General features: G+C 64.0%; 16 protein-coding genes and 3 pseudogenes. 14 read left to right on the forward strand and 5 right to left on the reverse strand.

What is annotated here, in order from left to right:
• Nucleotides 1–200 precede the first annotated feature (200 nt).
• Nucleotides 201–2573 carry an aldehyde dehydrogenase family protein gene (locus tag AC0L3L_RS22500; RefSeq protein ID WP_473639138.1) on the reverse strand — a complete coding sequence of 791 codons (2373 nt, stop codon included), beginning with the start codon at nucleotides 2571–2573 and terminating at the stop codon, nucleotides 201–203.
• A gap of 232 nt (nucleotides 2574–2805) precedes the next feature.
• On the reverse strand, nucleotides 2806–3870 hold the full coding sequence (gene deoC, locus AC0L3L_RS22505) for a deoxyribose-phosphate aldolase (protein ID WP_473639139.1): 1065 nt from the start codon (nucleotides 3868–3870) through the stop codon (nucleotides 2806–2808).
• Nucleotides 3871–4478: 608 nt separating this feature from the next.
• Between deoC and AC0L3L_RS22510 the strand changes: the two are divergent.
• A pseudogene (locus AC0L3L_RS22510) lies at nucleotides 4479–4750 on the forward strand (GIY-YIG nuclease family protein).
• 206 nt (nucleotides 4751–4956) lie between these two features.
• Here AC0L3L_RS22510 and AC0L3L_RS22515 read toward each other — a convergent pair.
• On the reverse strand, nucleotides 4957–5781 hold the full coding sequence (locus tag AC0L3L_RS22515; RefSeq protein WP_473639140.1) for a ferredoxin--NADP reductase: 825 nt from the start codon (nucleotides 5779–5781) through the stop codon (nucleotides 4957–4959).
• Between the two features lie 220 nt (nucleotides 5782–6001).
• Here AC0L3L_RS22515 and AC0L3L_RS22520 point away from each other — a divergent pair, with 220 nt between their 5' ends.
• From AC0L3L_RS22520 to AC0L3L_RS22580, 13 genes and pseudogenes are all read left to right on the forward strand, one after another.
• The gene (locus AC0L3L_RS22520) at nucleotides 6002–8086 is read left to right on the forward strand and encodes a hydantoinase/oxoprolinase family protein (RefSeq protein ID WP_473639141.1); all 2085 of its coding nucleotides are present in this window, start codon (nucleotides 6002–6004) and stop codon (nucleotides 8084–8086) included.
• Nucleotide 8087: 1 nt separating this feature from the next.
• Nucleotides 8088–9803 carry a hydantoinase B/oxoprolinase family protein gene (locus AC0L3L_RS22525; protein WP_473639142.1) on the forward strand — a complete coding sequence of 572 codons (1716 nt, stop codon included), beginning with the start codon at nucleotides 8088–8090 and terminating at the stop codon, nucleotides 9801–9803.
• The gene (locus tag AC0L3L_RS22530) at nucleotides 9775–10518 is read left to right on the forward strand and encodes a hypothetical protein (protein ID WP_473639143.1); all 744 of its coding nucleotides are present in this window, start codon (nucleotides 9775–9777) and stop codon (nucleotides 10516–10518) included. The genes AC0L3L_RS22525 and AC0L3L_RS22530 overlap by 29 nt, the downstream gene beginning before the upstream one ends.
• A 103-nt stretch (nucleotides 10519–10621) precedes the next feature.
• Entirely contained in the window at nucleotides 10622–11131 is a 510-nt protein-coding gene (locus tag AC0L3L_RS22535; protein ID WP_473639144.1) for a type 2 periplasmic-binding domain-containing protein, read from the forward strand.
• A 252-nt stretch (nucleotides 11132–11383) separates the two neighbouring features.
• Nucleotides 11384–11530, forward strand: a complete 147-nt coding sequence (locus tag AC0L3L_RS22540) for a hypothetical protein (RefSeq protein WP_473639145.1) — start codon at nucleotides 11384–11386, stop codon at nucleotides 11528–11530.
• A 234-nt stretch (nucleotides 11531–11764) separates the two neighbouring features.
• Nucleotides 11765–11953, forward strand: a pseudogene (locus AC0L3L_RS22545) (glycine cleavage T C-terminal barrel domain-containing protein); the annotation flags it as partial.
• A 306-nt stretch (nucleotides 11954–12259) separates the two neighbouring features.
• Nucleotides 12260–13387 (forward strand): transporter substrate-binding protein, encoded by a 1128-nt coding sequence (locus AC0L3L_RS22550; RefSeq protein WP_473639146.1) that lies wholly within the window; start codon nucleotides 12260–12262, stop codon nucleotides 13385–13387.
• Nucleotides 13384–13986 (forward strand): ANTAR domain-containing response regulator, encoded by a 603-nt coding sequence (locus tag AC0L3L_RS22555; RefSeq protein ID WP_473514430.1) that lies wholly within the window; start codon nucleotides 13384–13386, stop codon nucleotides 13984–13986. Before AC0L3L_RS22550 ends, AC0L3L_RS22555 begins: the two co-directional genes overlap by 4 nt.
• A 19-nt stretch (nucleotides 13987–14005) precedes the next feature.
• Nucleotides 14006–14872: an ABC transporter permease gene (locus AC0L3L_RS22560; RefSeq protein WP_473639163.1), complete on the forward strand. Its 867-nt coding sequence runs from the start codon at nucleotides 14006–14008 to the stop codon at nucleotides 14870–14872.
• Nucleotides 14869–15789, forward strand: coding sequence for an ABC transporter permease (locus tag AC0L3L_RS22565; RefSeq protein WP_473639147.1), 921 nt, complete (start codon nucleotides 14869–14871; stop codon nucleotides 15787–15789). The genes AC0L3L_RS22560 and AC0L3L_RS22565 overlap by 4 nt, the downstream gene beginning before the upstream one ends.
• 44 nt (nucleotides 15790–15833) lie before the next feature.
• Nucleotides 15834–17477: pseudogene (locus AC0L3L_RS22570) on the forward strand (ABC transporter substrate-binding protein).
• A complete protein-coding gene (locus tag AC0L3L_RS22575; protein WP_473639148.1) occupies nucleotides 17467–18411 on the forward strand; it encodes an acetamidase/formamidase family protein in 945 nt (314 codons plus the stop codon). The pseudogene AC0L3L_RS22570 and the gene AC0L3L_RS22575 overlap by 11 nt, the downstream one beginning before the upstream one ends.
• Complete coding sequence (locus AC0L3L_RS22580) at nucleotides 18408–20240, forward strand: ABC transporter ATP-binding protein (protein ID WP_473639149.1); 1833 nt, start codon at nucleotides 18408–18410, stop codon at nucleotides 20238–20240. The genes AC0L3L_RS22575 and AC0L3L_RS22580 overlap by 4 nt, the downstream gene beginning before the upstream one ends.
• Before the next feature lie 225 nt (nucleotides 20241–20465).
• Here the strand turns inward: AC0L3L_RS22580 and AC0L3L_RS22585 are convergent, their stop codons facing one another.
• Entirely contained in the window at nucleotides 20466–21374 is a 909-nt protein-coding gene (locus tag AC0L3L_RS22585) for a nitrilase-related carbon-nitrogen hydrolase (RefSeq protein ID WP_473639150.1), read from the reverse strand.
• 513 nt (nucleotides 21375–21887) lie between these two features.
• Nucleotides 21888–22094 (reverse strand): RidA family protein, encoded by a 207-nt coding sequence (locus AC0L3L_RS22590; RefSeq protein WP_473639151.1) that lies wholly within the window; start codon nucleotides 22092–22094, stop codon nucleotides 21888–21890.
• Nucleotides 22095–22100 lie beyond the last annotated feature (6 nt).

Raw genomic sequence — 22100 nt, forward strand, 5'->3', positions numbered from 1 at the left:
GATCTCTTGGGTATCCCTCACCCGGGCCTTGGCGCTGCCCCTCCAACATTGCAGTATGTGCGCCGAGGCTGCGGCCAGCTTCTTTCTCCCCGTCACTATACGGGGAGAAATGCCCGGTCCACCCTCCGCAGCTGCTGCGGAGGACGGGCAGGGCAATGAGGGGCGACGCCGACGTCGACAATTGCAATCTACACACGGGCTCAGTCGCCGTAAGGCACCCAGACGTTCTTGACCTCGACGGCACGGCGCAGGAAGGCATCGCCGGCGGCCCCCGCCGACGCCCAGTCCAGGCTGCGGCCGTTGCCGGTCCAGACGCGCTTGAGATTGCCGATGGACTCGGCTTCCGCCTTGGCGCAGGTCTCGGCATCGGCAAACACCCAGAGCCCGTCGACATCGTCGTGTTTGGCCAGCACGCCGGTGAGCTCGGCAGTGCGCCCGGTGACGATGTTGATGGCGCCGGCCGGAACGTCCGAATATTCGATGACCTGGTAGAGGTCGGTGGCGAGCAGCGGATATTTTTCGGAAGGCACCGCGACCACGGTGTTGCCCATGGCCAGCGCCGGCGCCACCAGCGAGATCAGGCCGAGCAGCGGCGCATTGTCGGATGCGACGACGCCGACGACGCCGACCGGCTCGTGCAGTGCCAGCGTGACGGCGCGGGCCGGCGGCTGATGGACGCGGCCCTCGAACTTGTCGGCCAAGCCGGCATAGAGAAACAGCCGCTCGATCGACAGCTCGACCTCTTCGCGCGCGGCCTTGGCGGTGGCGCCGGTCAGCTCCGTGAGGCGGGCGGCAAATTCGTCGGCACGGCCGGACAGGTTCTCGGCCAGATAGTAGAGCACCTGGCTGCGATTATAGGCGGTGGCCTCCGGCCAGCCTTTGCAGGCACGTGCGGCCGCAACGGCGTCGCGGATATCCTTGCGGCTGCCGAGACCGACCTCGCCGGCAAGCTTGCCCTTGGCGGTGGCGACGGCAAGCGAATAATTGCCGTCCGGCCGCACCTGCTTGCCGCCGATGAACAGTTTTGCCGTGCGATCGATGGCGTCGCCTTCGGCCTGCTCGACGGGTTGTGTCGAAGCCGGTGCCGGCTTGACGACCGGGCCGAGCGGCAGTTTCGCCGAGAGATATTCGAACATGCCCTCGCGCCCGCCTTCGCGGCCAAAACCGCTCTCGCGGTAGCCGCCGAAGCCGCAGGCGGCGTCGAACATGTTGGTGCCGTTGACCCAGACGACGCCGGCCTTCAATTGCGGCGCCACGTGCAGGGCGAGGTTGACGTTCTCGCTCCACACCGAAGCGGCCAGGCCGTAGCGCGTGTTGTTGGCGAGCTCGATCGCTTCTTCGGTGTTGCGGAAGGTCATGGTCGCCAACACCGGCCCGAACACCTCCTCCTGCGCCAGGATGTTGGCCGGCGAAACGCCTGTCGCCAGCGTCGGCAGGTGATAATAGCCGGAAGCCGGCAGCGCCACATCAGGCTGCCAGCAGATGGCGCCCTGTTTGGCGCCTGCGGCGACCAGACCCCTGACGCGATCGAGCTGGGTCAGGTCGACCAGCGGGCCGATATCGGTGTTCTTGTCGAGCGGGCTGCCGACGCGCAGCCGGCTCATCCGTGTCTTGACCTTGGCGATAAAGGCTTCGGCGACGCCTTCCTGCACCAGCAGCCGCGAGCCGGCACAGCAGACCTGGCCCTGGTTGAACCAGATGCCGTCGACCAGACCCTCGACGGCGCTGTCGAGATCGGCGTCCTCGAAGACGACGAAGGCCGATTTGCCGCCAAGTTCCAGCGACAGTTTCTTGCCCGAGCCGGCGGTGGCTTTGCGGATGATCTTGCCGACCTCGGACGAACCGGTGAAGGCGATCTTCTGGACGCCGGAATGATTGACGATTGCCGCGCCCGCCTCCGGCCCGCCCTGGACGATGTTGACGACACCCTTCGGCACGCCTGATCGTTCGCAGATCTCGGCGAACAGGATGGCGGTGAGCGGCGTGAACTCGGCCGGCTTGAGCACTATCGCGCAGCCGGCGGCGAGCGCCGGCGCGATCTTCCAGGCCAGCATCAAAAGCGGAAAGTTCCACGGGATGATCTGGCCGACGACGCCGACACCCTTCTGATCCGGAAAATCCTTGTCCAGCGCCTGCGCCCAGCCGGCATGATGGATGAAATGGCGGATGGCCAGCGGCACGTCGATGTCGCGGCTTTCGCGGATCGGCTTGCCGTTGTCGATCGATTCCAGCACCGCGAACAGGCGCTGGTGGCGCTGCATGGCACGGCCGATGGCGTAGAGCACCTTGGCCCGGCTGTAGCCGGAGCTGGCGCTCCATTTCGGCAACGCCTTTGTCGCGGCCGAAACCGCGGCGTCGATATCGGCAGCTCCGGCATCCGACACCTTGGCCAGCAATTTTCCCGAAGATGGATCGCTGGTGTCGAAGGTCCTGCCGCCGGCGGCTGCCTTCCAGTCGCCGCCGATGAACAGGGCTTTCGAAAAATCGCGCGCGGCAAGCCAGGCATCGGCCTCGTTGCGGGCCTCCGGCGCCGGGCCGTAATCCATGGCATGATAGCGTTCGAGAATGTTCATGGAGCGCTCCCGATAGTCGTCTTGGTGGGCGTTCCGTCGCGCCCCCCTCTGTCCTGCCGGACATCTCCCCCACAAGGGGGGAGATCGGACTTCATGTTTGGCTGCGGCCATTCTGCAACGTTGATGGTTGGCGAAATCGCCGATGACAGCCAATCTCCCCACAAGTGGGGGAGATGTCCGGCAGGACAGAGGGGGGCGCCACGGAACTCGACGTTCACGGCCTTCACCCGCCTCACGCCATCGCGTGGCGATGGTTGGCCGAATAGTGACCGGTCAGATGGTGTTCGAGCTGGCGCTCGATGTCGGTCAAAAGGCTCGACGCGCCGAAGCGGAACAGATCTGGCTCCAGCCACCGCCGGCCGAGCTCTTCCTTCATCAGCACCAGCCAGTCGAGCGAAGCCTTGGCGGTCGAAATGCCGCCGGCCGGCTTGAAGCCGATGAGGTAGCCGGTCTCCTCGAAATAGGCGCGGATGGCGCGCACCATGGCGAGGCCGACCGGCAGCGTCGCATTGACGCTTTCCTTGCCGGTCGAGGTCTTGATGAAATCGGCGCCCGCCATCATCGCCACTATCGACGCCAGCATGACGTTGCGCAGCGTGGCGAGGTCGCCGGTGCCGAGGATGACCTTGAGATGCGCCTCGCCGCAGGCGGCGCGCATCGAGACGATCTCGTTATAGAGTTCCTGCCATTTCGCGGCGAAAACCAGCCCGCGCGGAATGACGACGTCGATCTCGTCGGCGCCGTCCTTCACCGAGGCTTCGATCTCCTGCAGGCGCGTCGAAAGCGGAGTGAGGCCGTGCGGGAAAGCGGTGGATACGGCGGCGACATGGATGCCGCTGCCGCGCAGCGCATCGACGGCGGTGGCGACGAAGGGATGATAGACGCAGACCGCCGCCGGGCGGATCTTTTCACCCGTAATGCCGAGGCCTTCGACGATGTCGCGGCGGAACGGATTGACCGCCTTGGCGCAGAGCCGGCGGACGCGCTCCTCGGTATCGTTCGAGTTGAGCGTGGTCAGGTCCATGCAGGCGACGGCGCGCAGCAGCCAGGCTGCCTGGTTGTCGGCCTTGATCGAGCGCCGCTTGGTCAGGCTGGCGACACGCCGTTCCAGCGCCGAGCGGTTGACGCTGCGCATCGATTCCATGAAGCCGAGATCGAGCTTCATGCCGGGGTTGCGGGCAATGCCGTGCGCTTGCGGCGCCGGCGCGTTGGCGGCGGAGCGCGCCGGCAGCGGCGTGATCTTGGAAGGTCCCAATCTGTCGGCACTAAGATCGGCTTCGCGGATTGTGCTGCTCATCTCCTGCCCTTTCGTTCGACGACTTATGCCGAAGATAGACCGTGAAGCAGCGCTTCACGAGTCCTTCAGGCGGTCATAGCGGAAAAAGCCTGCTGTGACATCAGCCGAAGAGCGCGGCGCTGGAGATTAGCCACAGGCCACCATGCCTTCGTCATCCCAGGGCGGAGCAGGAGCGAAGCGACGCGGAAGCGTAACGAGCACGGTTGCGCGTGCAAGCGCCATTCTGAGCCGTAGCATTCTTCGGCCTGGGTAACGGCATGGATCCTAGGGTCTGCGCCGCGTCGCTCCGCTCCTTGCTTGCCCTAGGATGACGAAGGCGTGGTGGGATTTGGCCAATCGCCAGCGTTGGAGATTTGGCTGCCGACCGGCCGGCAGCGAAGGTCCACAGCCCCTTTCAGCAGCGAATCTCAGTGGCATATCGCAGAGGTTGGAGATTGGCCGAAACACCCCTCCACTTCGTCATCCTAGGGCGGAGCAAGGAGCGAAGCGACGCGGCGCAGACCCTAGGATCCATGCCGTTACCCAGGCCGAAGAATGCAGCGGCTCAGAATGGCGCTTGTATCCGCAACGCTGCCAGCTACCCTTCAACCATGATCGGCTATGCCTAGATGACCGCGCGCCAGAAGCGCGGCACGATCTCCATCGGCGTCACCAATGATCTTGGCACCGCCGCATGCCGGAGCACAAATCTGGCGAAGGCTCGCGCTTCACCAGCCGCTACGGCGTGCAGCGTCTGGTCTGGTACGAGGAGCACTTCGACATTCGAGACGCCATCCAGCGCGAGAAGTCGCTGAAGCGCTGGCCGCGCCAGTGGAAGATCGAGCTGATCGAGAAGTGCAATCCAGAGTGGTTCGAGCTTTTTCGCGGAACGGGGTGGTAGCGTTCGGGTCTGGTCCGCTGCATTCTTCGGCTGATGTCACGGCATGGATCCCAGGGTCTGCGCCGCGTCGCTTCGCTCCTTGCTCCGCCCTGGGATGACGAAGTGGAGAGGTGTTTCGGCTAACCTAAGGTTTGCGATTTGCCACTGACGGGATTATCGACGTTCGCTGCCGATCGCCGATCTGTCAAAATCACTGTGTCGAGGCTCTAGCCGACGAAAGCGCGCTCGACGACGAAGCTTGCCGGATGATGCAGCGAGCCTTCCTGGAAGCCGAGGCTTTCGGCCAGTTCCTTGACATCCCTAAGCATGTGCATCGAGCCGCAGATCATGATGCGGTCGGTTTCCGGATCGAGTTTGTCGATGCCGAGATCGGTATAGAATTTTCCCGAGCCGATCAGCGCGGTGATGCGGCCCATGCGCTCGGAGCTTTCGCGTGTCGTCGAATTGTAGAGGGTGACGCGGCCACCGGTCAGCTCACCGATCAGCGGATCGTTCTCCAGCTCTGCAACCAGTTCCTGGCCGTAGGTGAGTTCGGCATTGTCGCGGCAGGTGTGGGTCAGGACGACCTGCTCGAATTTCTCATAGGTATCGGGATCGCGCAACAGGCTGGCGAAGGGCGCGATGCCGGTGCCGGTCGAGATCATGAACAGGCGCTTGGCCGGGGTCAGCGCGTCGACAACCAGCGTGCCGGTCGACTTCTGCCGCATGATGACGGTGTCGCCGATCTCGATTTTCTGCAGCTGCGAGGTCAGCGGGCCGTCCGGCACCTTGATCGAGAAGAATTCCAGTTCGTCGTCCCAGGCAGGGCTGGCGATCGAATAGGCGCGGAACACCGGCTTCTCGGCGTTGGGCAGGCCGATCATGACGAACTCGCCGGAGCGGAAACGCAGCGACTGCGGCCGGGTGATGCGAAACGAAAACAGCCGGTCGGTATAGTGCTTCACCGAGACGACGGTTTCGGCATAGACATTGGCCGGAATCGGGAACTGCAGCGGCCGGGCGCCGGCGATGTTGAGCGCGGTGGTGTTCATCAAACCTAACCTTCTGGTCAACCCGAGGGTGCTGACGCCAAACCTTCTCCTGCGCGCCCGAACCGATCAGGTTCCGGCGTGCCGTTTGCACACTGCCAAGCGGTAAGCTCTTGTGTCCGGAATTTATTAGTATACAAATGATATTTGCGTCAAGACGCCAGCGTGAAACACCTTTCCAAACTGAGACATATCTGTAGTCCTGACATTTCGGGTTTCGACAATGGAAGAGAATTTTTCGGCGCAGACGCTGGATTCCTCGGGCAGCGTCGTCGCCGGCATCGATGTCGGCGGTACCTTTACCGACCTGCTTCTGATCGACGGCCGCGACGGTGGCCGGGTGCATATCGCCAAGACCCCGACCACCATCGACAACCAGGCCTTCGGCGTCGTTTCGGCGCTCGGTGCCACCGGCTTCCCCATCCGCGGCATCGACCTCATCGTGCACGGCACGACCACCACCACCAACGCGGTGCTCGAACGCCGGCTGGCCAAGACCGGCATGATCACCACGCGCGGCTTTCGCGACGTCATCGAGCTAGGCCGGCGAACGCGGCCGCAGGCCTATGGCATGACGGGCAGCTTCGTCCCGATCATTCCGCGCAACCTGCGGCTCGAAGTGTCGGAGCGGGTTGAAGCCTCGGGCGCGGTGCGGATTCCGCTCGACGAGGCGGGGATGCGCGTGGCGGTTTCAGAATTGATCGAAGCCGGCTGCGAATCCCTCGTCATCCATTTCCTGCATTCCTACGCCAATCCGGCGCATGAACGGCGCGCCGCCGAGATCGCCGCCGAGCTTTGGCCGAACGGCTACATCACGACAGGCCATGCGCTGTTGTCGGAAGCGCGCGAATTCGAGCGCGGCGTCACCGCTTCGGTCAATGCCTCGGTGCAGCCGATCCTCGAACGCTATGTCGAGCGGCTGCGCAAGGAATTGGCATCGCAAGGCTACGCCCGCGACTTCCTGATAATGAACGGCAATGGCGGCATGATCTCGGCCCGCTTTGTCACAAGCGAGTCAGCCAAGACCGTCATGTCCGGCCCGGCCTCCGGCGTCATCGCCGCCGCCTATACCGGCAAACGCGCCGGCTTCGAGAACCTGGTCACCTACGACATGGGCGGCACCTCGACCGACGTGGCGCTGATCCGCAATGCCGAGCCGGCGGTGTCGAACGAGATCGAGATCGAATATGCGATGCCGATCCATGTGCCGATGGTGGCGGTGCACACCGTCGGCGCCGGCGGCGGCTCGATCGCCCGCGTCGATGCGGCAGGCCTGATCCAGATCGGCCCGGAAAGCGCCGGCGCCAATCCCGGCCCGATCTGCTATGGACGCGGCGGCAGCGAGCCGACCATCACCGATGCCAATCTGGTGCTCGGCCGGCTGGCGCCGAAGAAGCTGCTCGCAGTCGAAAATCCGGTCACCGTCGAGCATGTCACCGGGATATTCGAGGACAGGATCGGCCGCCCCACCGGCCTATCCGGCGTCGACGCAGCGGGCGCTGTGCTGCGGCTCGGCAACATCAAGATGGCCGGCGCCATCCGCATGGTCTCGGTGTCGCGCGGCCACGACCCGCGCGATTTCGCGCTGTTCGCCTTCGGCGGCGCCGGGCCGCTGCATGCGACAGCATTGGCGCGCGAACTCGGCCTGCCCAAAGTGCTGGTGCCGGCGCGGCCGGGCATCACCAATGCGCTCGGCTGCGTCTGCGCCGACCTCAGGCACGATTTCGTCAACACCGTCAACCAGCCGGTAGCCGGGCTCGATGAAGCCAAGCTTCACGGCGTATTGGAACGGCACCGAAATGAAGGCGAAGAGCTGATCGGCAAGGAAGCGGTGAAGCCGGAGACGATCCGCGTTACCCATTCCGCCGACATGCAGTTCGTCGGCCAGACCCATATCATCAACGTGCCGCTGCCGTCGTCTTCGGTGACGCGCGAGGTGCTGCAGCAATTGTTCGAAAAGGCCTATTTCGCCCGCTTCAAGGTCGAGCTGCCGGAAATCCGCGCCAATCTGGTCAACCTCAACACCTCGGTGACCGGCGTGCGGCCGGCGATCGACCTGTCCCGGCTGATCGACCCGGCAGGGCGCGCCAAAACGCTCGACGAGGCGCGGCGCGAAATCCGGCCGGTCTGGTATGGCGGGCGCTGGCACGACACGCCGGTCTATATTAGGGAAAAGCTGCCGCTCGACGCCGTCATCGAGGGGCCGGCGATTCTTGAACAGATGGACGCCACCACCGTGCTCGAGCCCGGCGACCGGGCGCGCTCGGATGCCGACGGCAACATCATCATCGACATCGGTGAGGCCTGAGATGGAAAAGCTCGACGCTATTACGCTTTCGGTCATCCAGGCGGCGCTGCAGCAGGTCTGCGACGAGATGGACCTGACGTTCTCGCGGGCCGCCTTTTCGCCGGTCATCGCCGAGGCCAATGACCGCTCCGACGGCATTTATTCGGCCGTCGATGGTTCGCTGATCGCGCAGGGCGGCCAGGGCCTGCCGGTGTTCGTCGGCGTCATGCAGTATTCGACCAAAACGGTGATCGAGATGATCGCCGACGGGCGCTGCCTGCCGCCCGAGCCTGGCGATATCTACATCGTCAACGACCCCTATCTCGGCGGCACCCATCTGATGGATGTGCGCTTCGCCATGCCGGTCTACAGGGATGGCAGGATTTTCTGCTGGCTGTCGAACACCGGCCACTGGCCCGACATTGGCGGTTCGGTGCCGGGCGGTTTTTCCGCCTCGGCAACGGCGGTCGAGCAGGAGGGCCTGCGGCTGCCGCCGGTGAAACTGTTCAAGAAGGGCGTGCTCGACCCGGAGATCTACGCCATCATCTGCTCGAACATCAGGGTTGCCGACCAGCGCATCGGCGACATCCGCGCACAGGCGGCCGCCCTGCTGATCGGCCAGGACCGGCTCAACGAAATCCTGGATCGTTACGGAAATGAAACGGTCGTCGAGGCGATCGCCGAACTGCGCCGCCGCGCCGCCGAGCAGATGCGCGCCAACATATCAGCCATTCCCGACGGCATTTACCGCTCCAAAGCCTTCGTCGATTCCGACGGGGTGGTGAACGAGCCGCTGACCATCGAGCTTGCTGTTGAGAAACAGGGCGACACGCTCAGCTTCGATTTCTCAGGCTCGTCAAAACCCTGCGCCGGGCCGATGAACAGCGTTCTGGCGACGACCTTGTCGTCGGTCTATCTCGCCATGCGCCACATTTTCCCCGATGTGCCGATCAGCGCCGGCGCCTTCGAGCCGCTGATCGTCAAGCGGCCGGAAGGCACCTTCCTCGACGCCAAATATCCGCGCCCGGTGTCGGGCTGTGCGGCCGAGGTTTCGCAGCGCATCGCCGAAGCGGTGTTCGCGGCGATGGTGCAGGCGCTGCCTGACAAGGTGACGGCGGCTCCCGCCGGCTCCAGCGGCAATTTCGCGCTCGGCGGCAACGATCCGGCCCGCCGCCGCGATTACGTCATGTACCAGATCTCCGGTGGCGGCTATGGCGGCAATGCCGGTCATGACGGCCTGACCAATGGCTGCTCGACCATCGGCATTTCCAAATCGCCGCCGGTCGAAATCATGGAGCAGGCGTTTCCGGTGCTCTATCGCCACTATGCCCTGCGCGAAGGCTCGGGCGGCGCCGGCAAGCATCGCGGCGGTTTTGGCCTCGCCTATGAGGTCGAGATCCTGCGCGGCGACGCCCGCGCCTCCTTCGTCATGGATCACGGCCGCTTCGGCCCGCAGGGCGCGCTCGGCGGTAAGGACGGCGCGGTCAACACCGTGACCGTGTTCCGCGACGGCAAGGAACATGTGCCGCCGCACCTCTCCAAGGAGCAGGACATCGCGCTGAAGGCCGGCGACCGCGTGCGCGTCGGCACGCCGGGCGGCGGCGGCTATGGTGATCCCCTGGCGCGCGACCCGCAACTGGTGCTGAGGGATGTCAGGCTGGGGTATTATACGGCCGAGCAAGCAAAGGACATGTTCGGGGTTGTGTTGGATGACCAGTCCAAACCCCTTGCGGGCTGAGCCTGCGTCTGAACTGGCCGGCGCGGTCGAGCGCGTCTACGACGCATTCGCGTCTTATCCGTTGCCGCGTCTTCTCCATAGCTCGCCGATCGAAGATGCGGAGGCAATCCTTCGGGCAGTATCCAGTGCTAAGCTACGGCAACTCAGCGGCGAAAAACTCGGCACCTATGCCAGATCGGCCATATGGACAGTCGGCGACGTCGATGACTACCGGCACTTTCTGCCGAGGGTGCTTGAACTTGCCATCCAAGGCGAACCTTCGATGGGGTTCGACGCCAACGTGATTGCCGCAAAGCTCGAAAGAACCTCCTGGCGCGATTGGCCATTGGAAGAACAGCAGGCCGTCGAAGCCCTGTTTCAGGCTGCGTGGCGAAAAACATTGACCAAGCACCCCGATGAAGGGAATGCAGTTTCCTGGCTGGAGGGCATGGTGATTGCTGGCATGGATGTGACAGCGGCACTGGCCGCCTGGCGGGAAAGCGCTTTCCCCGAAGCCATGCTGCACTGTGCGGACCTGATAACCGGCAACATCAAGAAACTCGACAAGGGACGCACGATCATCAGCGAGCAGGTCACCGTATGGCTTTTGTCCGAAAGCCTCGCCCTGCATTTGTTCACCGTCGCGGTCGAGGCTCCGTTGCGCCCAGACGATCGCGAAAAACTCGCTTGGGCGAGCGAGACCATCGAGAACAATCTGAAGCCTCTCGGAAACTGAAGGCAATGCCCGGCCGCGCCGTGATCGCCGCAGGGCATGTCGTTTCCGTCTCCGCCGCGCACACAAACCCCGTAGACTTCTCCCGTCAACGGAGATCTGGATCATGCGTCTTTTCGGTCGTTTCGTGCTTGCCGCGTCCGTCGCCATAACTGTCGCCACCGGTGCTGCCTCGGCCCAGGACAAGAAACTCAGGCTCGGCACCGAGGGCGCCTATCCGCCTTTCGAGGACCTGAAAGGCAAGGCGCTTGGCGTGCAGAGCGCGACGATCCATCAGAATTTCGCCGAGCAGAAATATGCAGGCTCGACCATCAAACGCTATCCGACCGGCGACGATGCCCGCACCGACATGGTCAACGGTCGCCTCGACGCGGTGATGGACGGCTCTATCCTGCTGACTGAATGGCTGAACAGGCCCGAGGGCGCCTGCTGCAGATTGCTCGGCACCCTGGCCCCCGACCCGGCCATCCATGGCCCAGGCGTCGGCATCGCGCTGCAGACGGGCAACAACGAGCTGGCCGCAAAACTCGATGCGGCGATCGACGCGCTGCGCGCCAGCGGCAAATACAAGGAAATCAACGACAGGTATTTTGCCTTCGATGTCTACGGCGAGTAGCGAGGCGCTCCGAGCAGAGCGCCTTGGCTTTGTTCAAACGCCAGGGCAATCGCCTCAGGTTTGTGCTGCCCCTCATCGCCCTGCCGGGCACTTCTCCCCGTATAGTGACGGGGAGAAGGACGCCGTCACCGGAGGATTTCGCCAATCAGCAGTGCAGGAATAAGCCCCTTCTCCCCGTCCCTATACGGGGAGAAGGTGCCGGCAGGCGGATGAGGGGCAGCGCCGACATCGACAAATTGGTGAAGAAATATCATGCCCGAACGGCGATCGCCTTTCTACAACAGCATCGTCGAGCTCGGCGCAACGATGGGCCGGGTCGGCGGCCTTCCTCAACTTCGTCATCCCTGGGCGAAGCAGGAGCGAAGCGACGTCGCGGAGACCCTGGGATCCATGCCGTAACCTTAGCCGAAGTGTGCAGCGGAGCAGAATTCTGCACCGCATCAGCGCTCTGAGGTCACGGCATGGATCCTGGGGTCTGCGCCGCGTCGCTTCGCTCCTTGCTCCGCCCCAGGATGACGAAGCGATAGGCGTTTCCGCCAATCGCCAAGGTATACAACGCACGCACATGTAACCTGCGCCGGCCGTCGCCGAGGCGCCGATCAGCGTCACCAATGTCACCGTGAAGCCGGCGAGGATGCCGGCGTCGTCACCTACAGCGACCACGGCTATTCGCTGGGGACGGTGCTGGCAACCGCGCATCTGCGGCTGCCATTCACGCGGATCGGAACGGAACTCGGCATCGACATCGATGGCATGCCGACACGCGCGGTGGTGTCGGCGATGCCATTCTTCGATCCTGACGGGGCGAGGCTGAAAGCGTAATCTAGCTGTGGCTCCAGCCAGCCGCCGAGGTAATATTCAAGGCAAAACCCGCTCGTTAGGGCAGGTGCGTCGTGCAGTCGGGACACGCCATTTCCGGATAGGACGAGTTTTCTGCGGGACCCCTTCGCGCAACCAGACGCAACGCGGTCGCTTTGGCCGCTCTCACTTTTCCCGCTTGACTGACCCGCCGTACCGAATACGCTAATGGGGAAAATACCGGCTCCGACCGCCGGGCGGCAAAAATGCCTCGTATGCCTCGCCTTCCGCGGCGGCGGCTGCGGGGCATTGTTATTTTTGGGGATTTGCTTGGGACGGCGTATCGAAATCGGCATCCTTTACTCGCGGTCGGGCAACTACCGCCTGCTGTCCGAATCCTGCCGTTCGGGTGCGATGACGGCCATCGCCGATGTCAACGCCGATCCCGCCATCCCGATCGAATTCGTTCCGGTGGAGCGCGACCCGCAGGGCAACATCGATGGCTACGCGACGGGCTGCGCCGACATTCTCGGCAACAGCGGCGCGCGCCACATCATTGGCTGCATCACGTCATGGAGCCGCAAGGAGGTCATCCCGATCCTCGAGCGCGCCGGCGGCACGCTCTGGTACGCCTGCCCCTATGAGGGCTTCGAAGCGAACGAGCATGTCGTCTACATGCACGCTTGCCCAAACCAGCATCTCGTCCCGCTGCTCGCCCATGTCGTGCCGCGCTTCGGCGCCAACGGTTTCCTGCTCGGCTCGAACTACATCTGGGGCTGGGAGACCAACCGTGTCGCCCGCGACCTGATCGCCGACGCCGGCGGCAAGGTGTTGGGCGAGCGTTATCTGCCGCTCGGCGAGGTCGATGTCGCCAGGCTGATCGCCGAGATCCAGGCGACCCGACCGGAGTTCGTCCTGAACAACCTGATCGGCTCCTCGTCCTATGCCTTCATCGCGGCCTATGCTGAGCTCGCCAAACGCGACCCGCATTTCAGGCCGGAGCGCTGCCCGATCCTGTCCTGCAATCTCACCGAATGCGAGTTGCCGGCGCTCAACGAGGCGGGCAACGGCCACCTTTCCGTCGGGCCGTACTTTCACGATATCTCGGTAGCGGATCGCCAGGGCGATTCGGTGCCCTCCATCATGCCTGCCTCGTCCTTCGAGGCGGCGGCCTATGCCTCGGTGCGGACGCTTGCCGAAATTCTCGCCCGCAATCCCGGCGCACAATGGCCGGACCTTCCCCAGGCCTTTGCCGGAACCTCGTTTCGAACCCCGCTCGGCGACATCTCCATCGATCCGCAAACCCAGCACGCCACGTTGCCGGTGCAGATCGGGCGCATCGAGGGGACCGCGTTCAGGACCGTCACGCTGACCAAGGGTGTCGCGCCCGATCCCTATCTGTCCCGTTATGACCGGACCGAGACGTTCGGCCGCCCACGCCTGAGGGTGGTCTCGTGAGCAAGGTCCCGCGCATCCCGAACCTCGGCGGCGCCAGGGCCTTTGTCCTGCATCGTCCGCATCCGACGGTGCAGGCGATAACGCGGCAATTGTCGGCCATCGGCCTCGAGACGGTCGGCTGCTGGCCGGAACTGCCGGCCGAGGCGCTCGTGGCGGACTTCGTCTTCTTCGACGCCGACCTCGGCTTCGACGAACAATTCCCATGGGCGCCGGGTGAGGCGCCGATGCCGCTGGTGGCGCTGATCGGCTCCGAAGCGCCGGGCCGCATCGAGTGGGCGCTGTCGCACAAGGCCGACGCCCAGTTGCTGAAGCCGGTCGGCAATGCCGGCGTCTACAGCGCCCTGTTGATCGCGCGGCAGAGTTTCGAGGCGCGCAAGCTTTTGGCAAGCGAGATATCGTCGCTTCGCCTGCGCGTCGCGGAGCGCCAGACCATCGTGCGCGCGGTGGAGGCCTTGTCGAAAGGCGCCGAGGACGGCCGCGCCTATGCGCAGCTCCGGTCGCTGGCGATGAGCTGGCAGATCAGCGTCGAGGAGGCCGCGCGCAGGATCGTGGCGATGACGGAAGAAGAAGGCGGCGATGACCAGTCCCATCGCGCCTGATCTTCCGGCAACCGGGCGCATGCCGATCAAGCCACGCGCCGGCATCTGGCGGCGCCTGGTCAAGCGTCCTCTGGCATTGATCGGCCTGGTGATCGTTGCCGTCGTCGTGGTTGGCGCCATCCTGGCGCCGTGGCTGACGGGCTACGATCCAAACGAGCAGATGTTCGACGGGCTGACGCTTGAAGGCGCGCCCTTGCCGCCGAACGCCAGCTTCTGGCTGGGCACGGATCTGCTCGGCCGCGATCTGCTGACCCGCATCCTTTTCGGCGCGCGCACCTCGCTGATCATCGGCATCGTCGCCAACGGCGTGGCGCTTCTGATCGGCACGCTGGTCGGCGTCACCGCGGGTTATTTCCGCGGCTGGATCGGCAGCGCGCTGATGCGCTTCACCGATCTTATGATGGCCTTTCCGGCGCTGCTGCTCGCCATCTGCCTGGCGGCGGTGCTCCAGCCGAGCCTGTGGATCGTTGCCATGGTGATCGCACTGGTGAACTGGGTGCAGACCGCGCGGGTCGTCTACACCGAGACCAGCTCGCTCGCCGAGCGCGAATTCATCGACGCCGAGCGTACGATCGGTGCCAGCGCGCCACGCATCCTGTTTCGCCATATCCTGCCGCATCTGCTGCCGACGATCATCGTCTGGGGCACGCTCGGTATCTCGACCACCGTGCTGCTCGAAGCAACGCTCAGCTATCTCGGCATCGGCGTACAGCCGCCGACCGCATCCTGGGGCAACATCATTTTCGAGAACCAGACCTATTTCCAGGCAGCACCCTGGCTGGTCTTCTTTCCGGGCGCGGCGATCCTGGCGCTGGCGCTGGCCTTCAACCTCATCGGCGATGCGCTGCGCGACATCCTCGATCCGACGCAAAGGGGTCGGGCATGATCGCCTATCTCGGCCGCCGCGTCATTCAGTCCGTGCTCATCCTGCTCGGCGTCTCGCTGATCACCTTTGCGCTGCTCTACCTGCTGCCCGCCGACCCCGTCCGCCAGATCGCCGGCCGCAGCGCCACACCCGAGACGGTCGAGAGCATCCGCCGGCAACTCGGTCTCGATCAGCCCTTCTTCATCCAGTACTGGCATTATCTGACCAGCCTGCTCAGCGGCGATCTCGGGCGCTCCTACATCCAGCGTTCCGAGGTCACGGAGCTCATCATCTCGCGGCTGCCGGCAAGCCTGCTTTTGATGGTCGGCGCCATCCTTTGCGAGCTGGCGATCGGCCTGACGATGGGCCTGCTTGCCGCCGTCAGGCGCGGCACCGCCACCGACCAGACCCTGATGGTCGCGTCCTTTGTCGGCGTCTCGGCGCCGCAGTTCGTCGTCGGCCTGCTGCTCCTCTATGTATTCGCCGTGCGGCTCGGCTGGTTCCCGATCGGCGGCTACGGCACCTGGCGCCATTTGGTGCTGCCCTCGCTGACTATGGGGATCCTCGGCGCCGGCTGGTACGCCCGCATGATGCGCTCGTCGATGATCGACGTGCTGCGTCAGGACTATATGCGGACCGCGCGCGCCAAGGGCCTTGCGCGCGGCGCCATCATCTTCCGCCACGCACTGCCCAACGCCATCCTGCCGGTCATCGCCATGATCGGCATCGACATTGGCATCTTCATGGGCGGCATCGTGGTGGTCGAAAGCGTGTTCGGCTGGCCCGGCATCGGCCAGCTTGCCTGGCAGGCCATCCAGCGCGTCGACATTCCGATCATCATGGGCGTCACCCTGGTTTCGGCCTTCGCCATCGTGCTCGGCAATCTCCTGGCCGACACCGTCGCACCGTTCATCGACCCGCGCATCAAGCTCAGATGAAAACCAAAAAAGAGACCGATAAAACCAGAGAAAGGGAACATGAGATGAAAAAAATCTTGACCTCCACCGTTGCGGCATCGGCGCTCGCGCTGATGCTCGGCATGACAAGCGTACGCGCCGAACACGCCGTCGATCCGAACGCCAAGCAGGGCGGCGCGATCACCATCACCTACAAGGACGACGTCGCCACGCTCGATCCGGCCATCGGCTAGGACTGGCAGAACTGGTCTATGATCAAGAGCCTGTTCGACGGGCTGATGGATTACGAGCCGGGCACCACCAACCTGCGGCCCGACCTCGCCGAGAGCTACGAGATCGCGCCCGACGGCAAGACCTTCACCTTCAAGTTGCGCCAAGGGGTGAAGTTCCACAATGGCCGCGAGATGACTGCTGACGACGTGAAATATTCGCTTGATCGCGTCACCAATCCGAAGACGCAGAGCCCGGGCGCCGGCTTCTTTGGCTCGATCAAGGGCCATGAGGATGTCGCTGCAGGCAAGGCCGAAAGCCTGGCGGGCGTCACCGTCGTCGACCCCTACACGATCAAGTTCGAACTGACCCGGCCCGACGCCACCTTCCTGCATGTCATGGCCATCAACTTCTCGCATGTCGTGCCGAAGGAGGAGGTCGAGAAATACGGCGCGGACTTCGGCAAGCATCCGGTCGGCACCGGGGCTTTCAAGTTCGCCGAATGGACGCTCGGCCAGCGCGTCGTCTTCGAGCGCAACCCGGATTACTGGCACAAGGGCCTGCCGCATCTCGACAAGATTACCTTCGAGATCGGCCAGGAGCCGATCGTCGCGCTGCTGCGCCTGCAGAAGGGCGAGATCGACGTGCTCGGCGACGTCATTCCGCCGGCCAAGTTCCAGGAGGTGATGGCCGATCCCGAGCAGAAGGCCCGCGTCGTCGAGGGCGGCCAGTTGCACACCGGCTACATCACCATGAACACCACCATGGCGCCCTTCGACAATGTGAAGGTGCGGCAAGCGGTCAACATGGCGATCAACAAGGACCGTATCGTCCAGCTGATCAACAACCGTGCGGTGCCGGCCAACCAGCCGCTGCCGCCGTCGATGCCCGGCTACGACAAGGAATTCAAGGGTTATCCCTATGACGTGGCCAAGGCCAAGGCTTTGCTTGCCGAGGCCGGTCATCCCGATGGTTTCGACACGCAGCTGTTCGCCATGAACACCGATCCCAACCCGCGCATCGCGCAGGCGATCCAGCAGGATCTGGCGGCGGTCGGCATCAAGGCCAGCGTCCAGTCGCTGGCGCAGGCCAATGTCATCGCCGCCGGCGGCGACAAGGCCGGCGCGCCGATGATCTGGTCCGGCGGCATGGCCTGGATCGCCGATTTCCCCGATCCGTCGAATTTTTACGGGCCGATCCTCGGCTGCGCCGGCGCGGTTCCGGGCGGCTGGAACTGGTCGTGGTACTGCAACAAGGATCTCGACGCCAAGGCGGCGGAGGCAGACTCGATTGTCGATCCGGCCAAATCAGGCGAACGTGCCAAGATGTGGAGCGCGATCTACCGCAAGATCATGGAAGACGCGCCCTGGGCGCCGGTCTTCAACGAGCAGCGCTTCACCATGAAATCGGCCCGGATGGGCGGCGCCGACAATCTCTACGTCGACCCCGTCCATATCCCGATCAACTACGACAATGTATATGTGACCGATGTGCAATAACTGCGACTACACCATCCACGGGCGCCATCACCATTTCGGCTGGGACAATTCCTTTGTCCCGACTGAACGGGTGGCGCCCGGTTCGACGATCGAGTTCCAGTGCCTCGATGCGTCGGGTGGCCAGCTTCAGGCCGACAGCACCGTTGCCGACGTCGCTTTGCTCGACTTCGCCAAGGTGAACCCCGTCACCGGGCCCATCTATGTCGAAGGTGCCGAGCCGGGCGACGCGCTGAAGATCACAGTTGAGGCGTTCAAGCCGTCGGGCTTCGGTTGGACGGCGAACATTCCGGGGTTCGGCCTGCTCGCCGACGACTTCCCGGAACCAGCGCTGAACATCTGGAAATACGACGCCGCCTCGCTCGAGCCGGCGCTGTTTGGCAGACAAGCTCGCGTGCCGCTGAAACCGTTTGCCGGCACCATCGGCAACGCGCCAGCCGAAATGGGCCTCCACTCGGTGGTGCCGCCAAGGCGCGTCGGCGGCAATCTCGACATCCGCGATCTCGCGGCCGGCACCACGCTCTATCTGCCGGTGGAGGTGGCCGGTGCGCTGTTCTCGGTCGGCGATACGCATGCCGCGCAGGGCGACGGCGAAGTGTGCGGCACGGCGATCGAAAGCCCGATGGATGTCGTGCTCAAGCTCGACCTGGTTAAAAATGCGCGGTTGAAGACGCCGCGCTTCACCACGCCTGGCCCGGTGACGCGCCATCTCGACGCCAAGGGCTATGAGGTGACGACCGGCATCGGACCGGACCTGATGACGGGCGCCAGGGAAGCGGTCTCCCAGATGATCGACCTGCTTGCCGGCCGCTATGCAATGGACCCGGTCGAGGCCTACATGCTGGTATCGGTCTGCGGCGATCTCCGGATCAGCGAGATCGTCGATATGCCGAACTGGGTGGTATCGTTCTACTTCCCGCGCTGCGTCTTCGAATGAGCAAAGGCGCAGGCAATAAGCGGACCGGGTTTTTTGTCCCGGCCGTTTCGGTCACGGCCGGACCGGTGCTGGAAATCTCCGGCCTGACCGTCAGCGTGCGTAGCGAAGATGGCGAGCGGCCGGTGGTATCAGAGCTATCGTTCTCGCTTGCGAGCGGCGAGACGCTTTGCATTGCCGGTGAATCCGGTTCCGGCAAATCGATGACCGCGCTGGCGATCATGCAGTTGCTGCCGTGGCCAGCCGCCCGGATAGAATCCGGCACGATCCGGCTTCGCGATATGGATCGGGGCGACATCGATCTGGCAGTCCTCGATGAGCGTCGGATGCGCCGCATTCGCGGCGACCGCATCGCGATGATCTTCCAGGAGCCGATGACATCGCTCAATCCGGTGCTGTCGATCGGCCGGCAGCTGGTCGAGTCCATCGAGGCCCATACCGGCCTGTCCCGCGCCGAGGCGCGCCGGCGCGCCATCGAGGCGCTGAAGGCTGTCCGCATTCCGGAAGCCGAAAGCCGGCTAAAACAGTTTCCGCACGAACTGTCCGGCGGCATGCGCCAGCGCGTGATGATCGCCATGGCGCTGGCGCTGAAACCGGATGTGCTGATCGCCGACGAGCCGACGACGGCGCTCGACGTCACCGTTCAAGGCGAGGTGCTGGAACTGTTGCGCGATCTGCAGCGCGAACACGGCACCAGCATCATCCTCATCACCCACGACATGGGCGTGGTTGCCGAAATGGCCGATCGCGTCGTCATCATGCGGCACGGCCGCATGGTCGAGCAGGGAACAGCCGCCGATATTTTCGCCAGGCCGCAAGCCGACTATACGCGCGAGCTGCTCGCTGCCGTGCCGCGCATCGGAACCGGCGTCGGCCGCCAAAAATCCGCCGAACAAAAATCCGTCGAAGCGGAAATGCCCGGAAGCGTGGCGGTGGTCAACGATCTGCATGTCCATTTCGACCTGCGCGGTGGCTTCTTCGGCCAGGTGAACCGCCGTGTCCACGCCGTCGAAGGCATCAGCTTTTCGATCGCGCCGCACGAGACGCTGGCGCTGGTCGGAGAATCCGGCTGCGGCAAGTCGACCACCGCCAAGGCGCTGGCCGGGCTTGTGCCCTACCACGGCGATATCGTGATCGGCGGGCGCAATCTGGCGGGCCTTGGCCGTGACCAGCGCATGGCGGTTCGCCGCGACGTGCAGATGATTTTCCAGGATCCCTACGCCTCGCTCGACCCGCGCATGCGCGTCGGCGACCTCGTTGCCGAGCCGCTGTTGATCCATGGCATCGCCTCCAAGGAAGAGCGCAGCCAGCTTGTGGCGGCATTGTTCGAACGCGTCGGCCTGTCGGCCGACCAGATGGAGCTCTATCCGCACGAATTCTCGGGCGGCCAGCGCCAGCGCATCTGCATCGCCCGCGCTCTGGCGCTCAGACCCAAACTCATCATCGCCGACGAGAGCGTTTCGGCGCTCGACGTGTCGGTGCAGGCCCGCGTGCTCGACCTCTTGAAGGAACTGCAGCGCGAATTCGGCATCGCCTATCTGTTCATCTCGCACGACATGGCGGTGGTCGAGAACATTTCCGATCGTGTCGCCGTCATGTATCTCGGCCAGATCGTCGAAATGGGCACCCGCGATCAGGTCTTTTCGAACCCGCGCCACCCCTACACGAAGCGCTTGATCGAGGCCGTGCCGGTGCCCGATCCGGCAAAGCGCCGGCCGCGTTTTGCGCGCCTCGATCAGGAGATCCCGAGCCTGACCCGAAAAATCGGCGAGGAGCCGCCGAAACTGGCCCTGAAGGATCTTGGCAACGGTCATCTCGTTGCTGTTTCCTAGAGCATTTTGCAGCCAAACGTCTTCGTTTGGCGTCCGACAAAATGCGTTAAAACAAAGAGTTAATGCATGTCGCGCAAAAGTGTGCAGCGGTTTTGCGATAACGACATGCATAAAACAGCAACCTTAAAGCGCGTCGCATGAGGCCGGTCGAACGCGACGCGCTTTAGGGCGCCGTTTTGGTTCCACCAAAACGCAAAGCGCTCTAACACCAGCGAGGCCGTCACCTCAACCCTGATCCGCGATCAGCCGATATTGGTCGGGCCGGCGATATTTGGCGAAATCGAAATTCACCTTGCGGCAGACGGCGATGAGGTCGAGATCGGCGCGATGGACGATCACCTCGTCGTCGAGCGACATCGCCTGCGCCGCGATTTCGCCGGTTGGGGCGATGATGCAGGAGCCGCCGATCAAGGCCTGGCCGTCCTCGACGCCGGCCTTGGCCGCTGCCGCGACCCAGACCGTGTTCTGATAGGCGCCGGCCTGCATCGGCAGATGGTTGTGGAACATGCGCAGATGCGCCAGCGCCGGCGCCTCATCGAGCAGCAGCGGCGTGTTGTAGCCGATCAGGACGATTTCAGCGCCGTTGAGACAGAGCATGCGGTAGGTCTCAGGCCAGCGCCGGTCGTTGCAGATGGCCATGCCGACGCGCACGCCGCGATAGACGAAGACCGGAAAGCCGAGATTGCCGGGCTCGGAATAGCGGCGTTCGAGATGGACGGTCGTGCCCGGTTCCGGCTCACTCGATCCCGGCACATGGATTTTGCGATAGCGCCCGACAAGCTTGCCGTCCTGGCCGACCAGATCCATCGTGTTGAAGCGGCCCCCGTCGACGCGCGTCAGCTCGGCATATCCGAGCGCAAAGCCTATTTTTAAGCGCGCCGCGGCGTCGTAAAGGCGCTGCGTCTGCGGGCCCGGCATATCAGGCTCGAAGAACGCCTCGATCTCGGCCTGGTCGTCGATCCGCCAACGCGGAAAGAAGGTTGTCAGCGCCAGTTCGGGAAACACCGCGATTTCAGCACCGGCGGCGGCCGCTCTTTCCAGAAGCGCGACGAGCCGGTCCACTGTTTCGGACCGTTGCGCGCTTTTCTGTATCGGGCCGGTCTGGCAGACCGCGATGGTCAGGTCTCGAGCCATGGCGTCGTCTCCCCAATAGATAGCAGTTCAGGCGGCAGCGGTGACCATAATCGCGATAGCCGTCGCCGGCGAGCCGGGCCTCGACCGTCGCCCCGCACCGGCATGGCGCCGATGCCGTTCTTCGATCCTGACGGGGTCAGGCTGAGGGCCTAGTTTAGCGGCCAAGCTTCATCATTCGTTTTGGTCACAGACATTCGCGATTGACCGAAGCCTTCCTCAACTTCGTCATCCCTGGGCGAAGCAGGAGCGAAGCGACGTCGCGGAGACCCTGGGATCCATGCCGTAACCTTAGCCGAAGTGTGCAGCGGAGCAGAATTCTGCACCGCATCAGCGCTCTGAGGTCACGGCATGGATCCTGGGGTCTGCGCCGCGTCGCTTCGCTCCTTGCTCCGCCCCAGGATGACGAAGCGATAGGCGTTTCCGCCAATCGCCAAGGTATACAACGCACGCGCATGTAACCTGCGCCGGCCGTCGCGGAGGCGCCTTGATCGACAAAAGCGTCCCAGGCGGCGTTCATTGTCGCGCAGCCATACCGTTGCTCAGGATCCTGGTCTTGTCGCTGCCGGCCTTCGCCAGATCGATCTTGGCGAGCACGTCGCGCGTCTGCTGCGTGGTGTCGCCCTGCAGATCGTCTGCCGTCATGCCGGCCAGATAGACAACTCCATTGTGGCTGAGCACGCGGCAGAAGCGTGGGCCATTCTCGAAGCGTTCGATTGTCATCCCTTC

This window comes from Mesorhizobium sp. WSM4849 (assembly GCF_055811385.1).

Bases quoted from the DNA above. Each gene is read 5' to 3' on its own strand.
- AC0L3L_RS22500 (WP_473639138.1), bottom strand. From the start codon at position 2,573: ATGAACATTCTCGAACGCTATCATGCCATGGATTACGGCCCGGCGCCG.
- deoC (WP_473639139.1), bottom strand. From the start codon at position 3,870: ATGAGCAGCACAATCCGCGAAGCCGATCTTAGTGCCGACAGATTGGGA.
- AC0L3L_RS22515 (WP_473639140.1), bottom strand. From the start codon at position 5,781: ATGAACACCACCGCGCTCAACATCGCCGGCGCCCGGCCGCTGCAGTTC.
- AC0L3L_RS22520 (WP_473639141.1), top strand. From the start codon at position 6,002: ATGGAAGAGAATTTTTCGGCGCAGACGCTGGATTCCTCGGGCAGCGTC.
- AC0L3L_RS22525 (WP_473639142.1), top strand. From the start codon at position 8,088: ATGGAAAAGCTCGACGCTATTACGCTTTCGGTCATCCAGGCGGCGCTG.
- AC0L3L_RS22530 (WP_473639143.1), top strand. From the start codon at position 9,775: ATGACCAGTCCAAACCCCTTGCGGGCTGAGCCTGCGTCTGAACTGGCC.
- AC0L3L_RS22535 (WP_473639144.1), top strand. From the start codon at position 10,622: ATGCGTCTTTTCGGTCGTTTCGTGCTTGCCGCGTCCGTCGCCATAACT.
- AC0L3L_RS22540 (WP_473639145.1), top strand. From the start codon at position 11,384: ATGCCCGAACGGCGATCGCCTTTCTACAACAGCATCGTCGAGCTCGGC.
- AC0L3L_RS22560 (WP_473639163.1), top strand. From the start codon at position 14,006: ATGCCGATCAAGCCACGCGCCGGCATCTGGCGGCGCCTGGTCAAGCGT.
- AC0L3L_RS22565 (WP_473639147.1), top strand. From the start codon at position 14,869: ATGATCGCCTATCTCGGCCGCCGCGTCATTCAGTCCGTGCTCATCCTG.
- AC0L3L_RS22575 (WP_473639148.1), top strand. From the start codon at position 17,467: ATGTGCAATAACTGCGACTACACCATCCACGGGCGCCATCACCATTTC.
- AC0L3L_RS22580 (WP_473639149.1), top strand. From the start codon at position 18,408: ATGAGCAAAGGCGCAGGCAATAAGCGGACCGGGTTTTTTGTCCCGGCC.
- AC0L3L_RS22585 (WP_473639150.1), bottom strand. From the start codon at position 21,374: ATGGCTCGAGACCTGACCATCGCGGTCTGCCAGACCGGCCCGATACAG.
- AC0L3L_RS22590 (WP_473639151.1), bottom strand. From the start codon at position 22,094: ATGACAATCGAACGCTTCGAGAATGGCCCACGCTTCTGCCGCGTGCTC.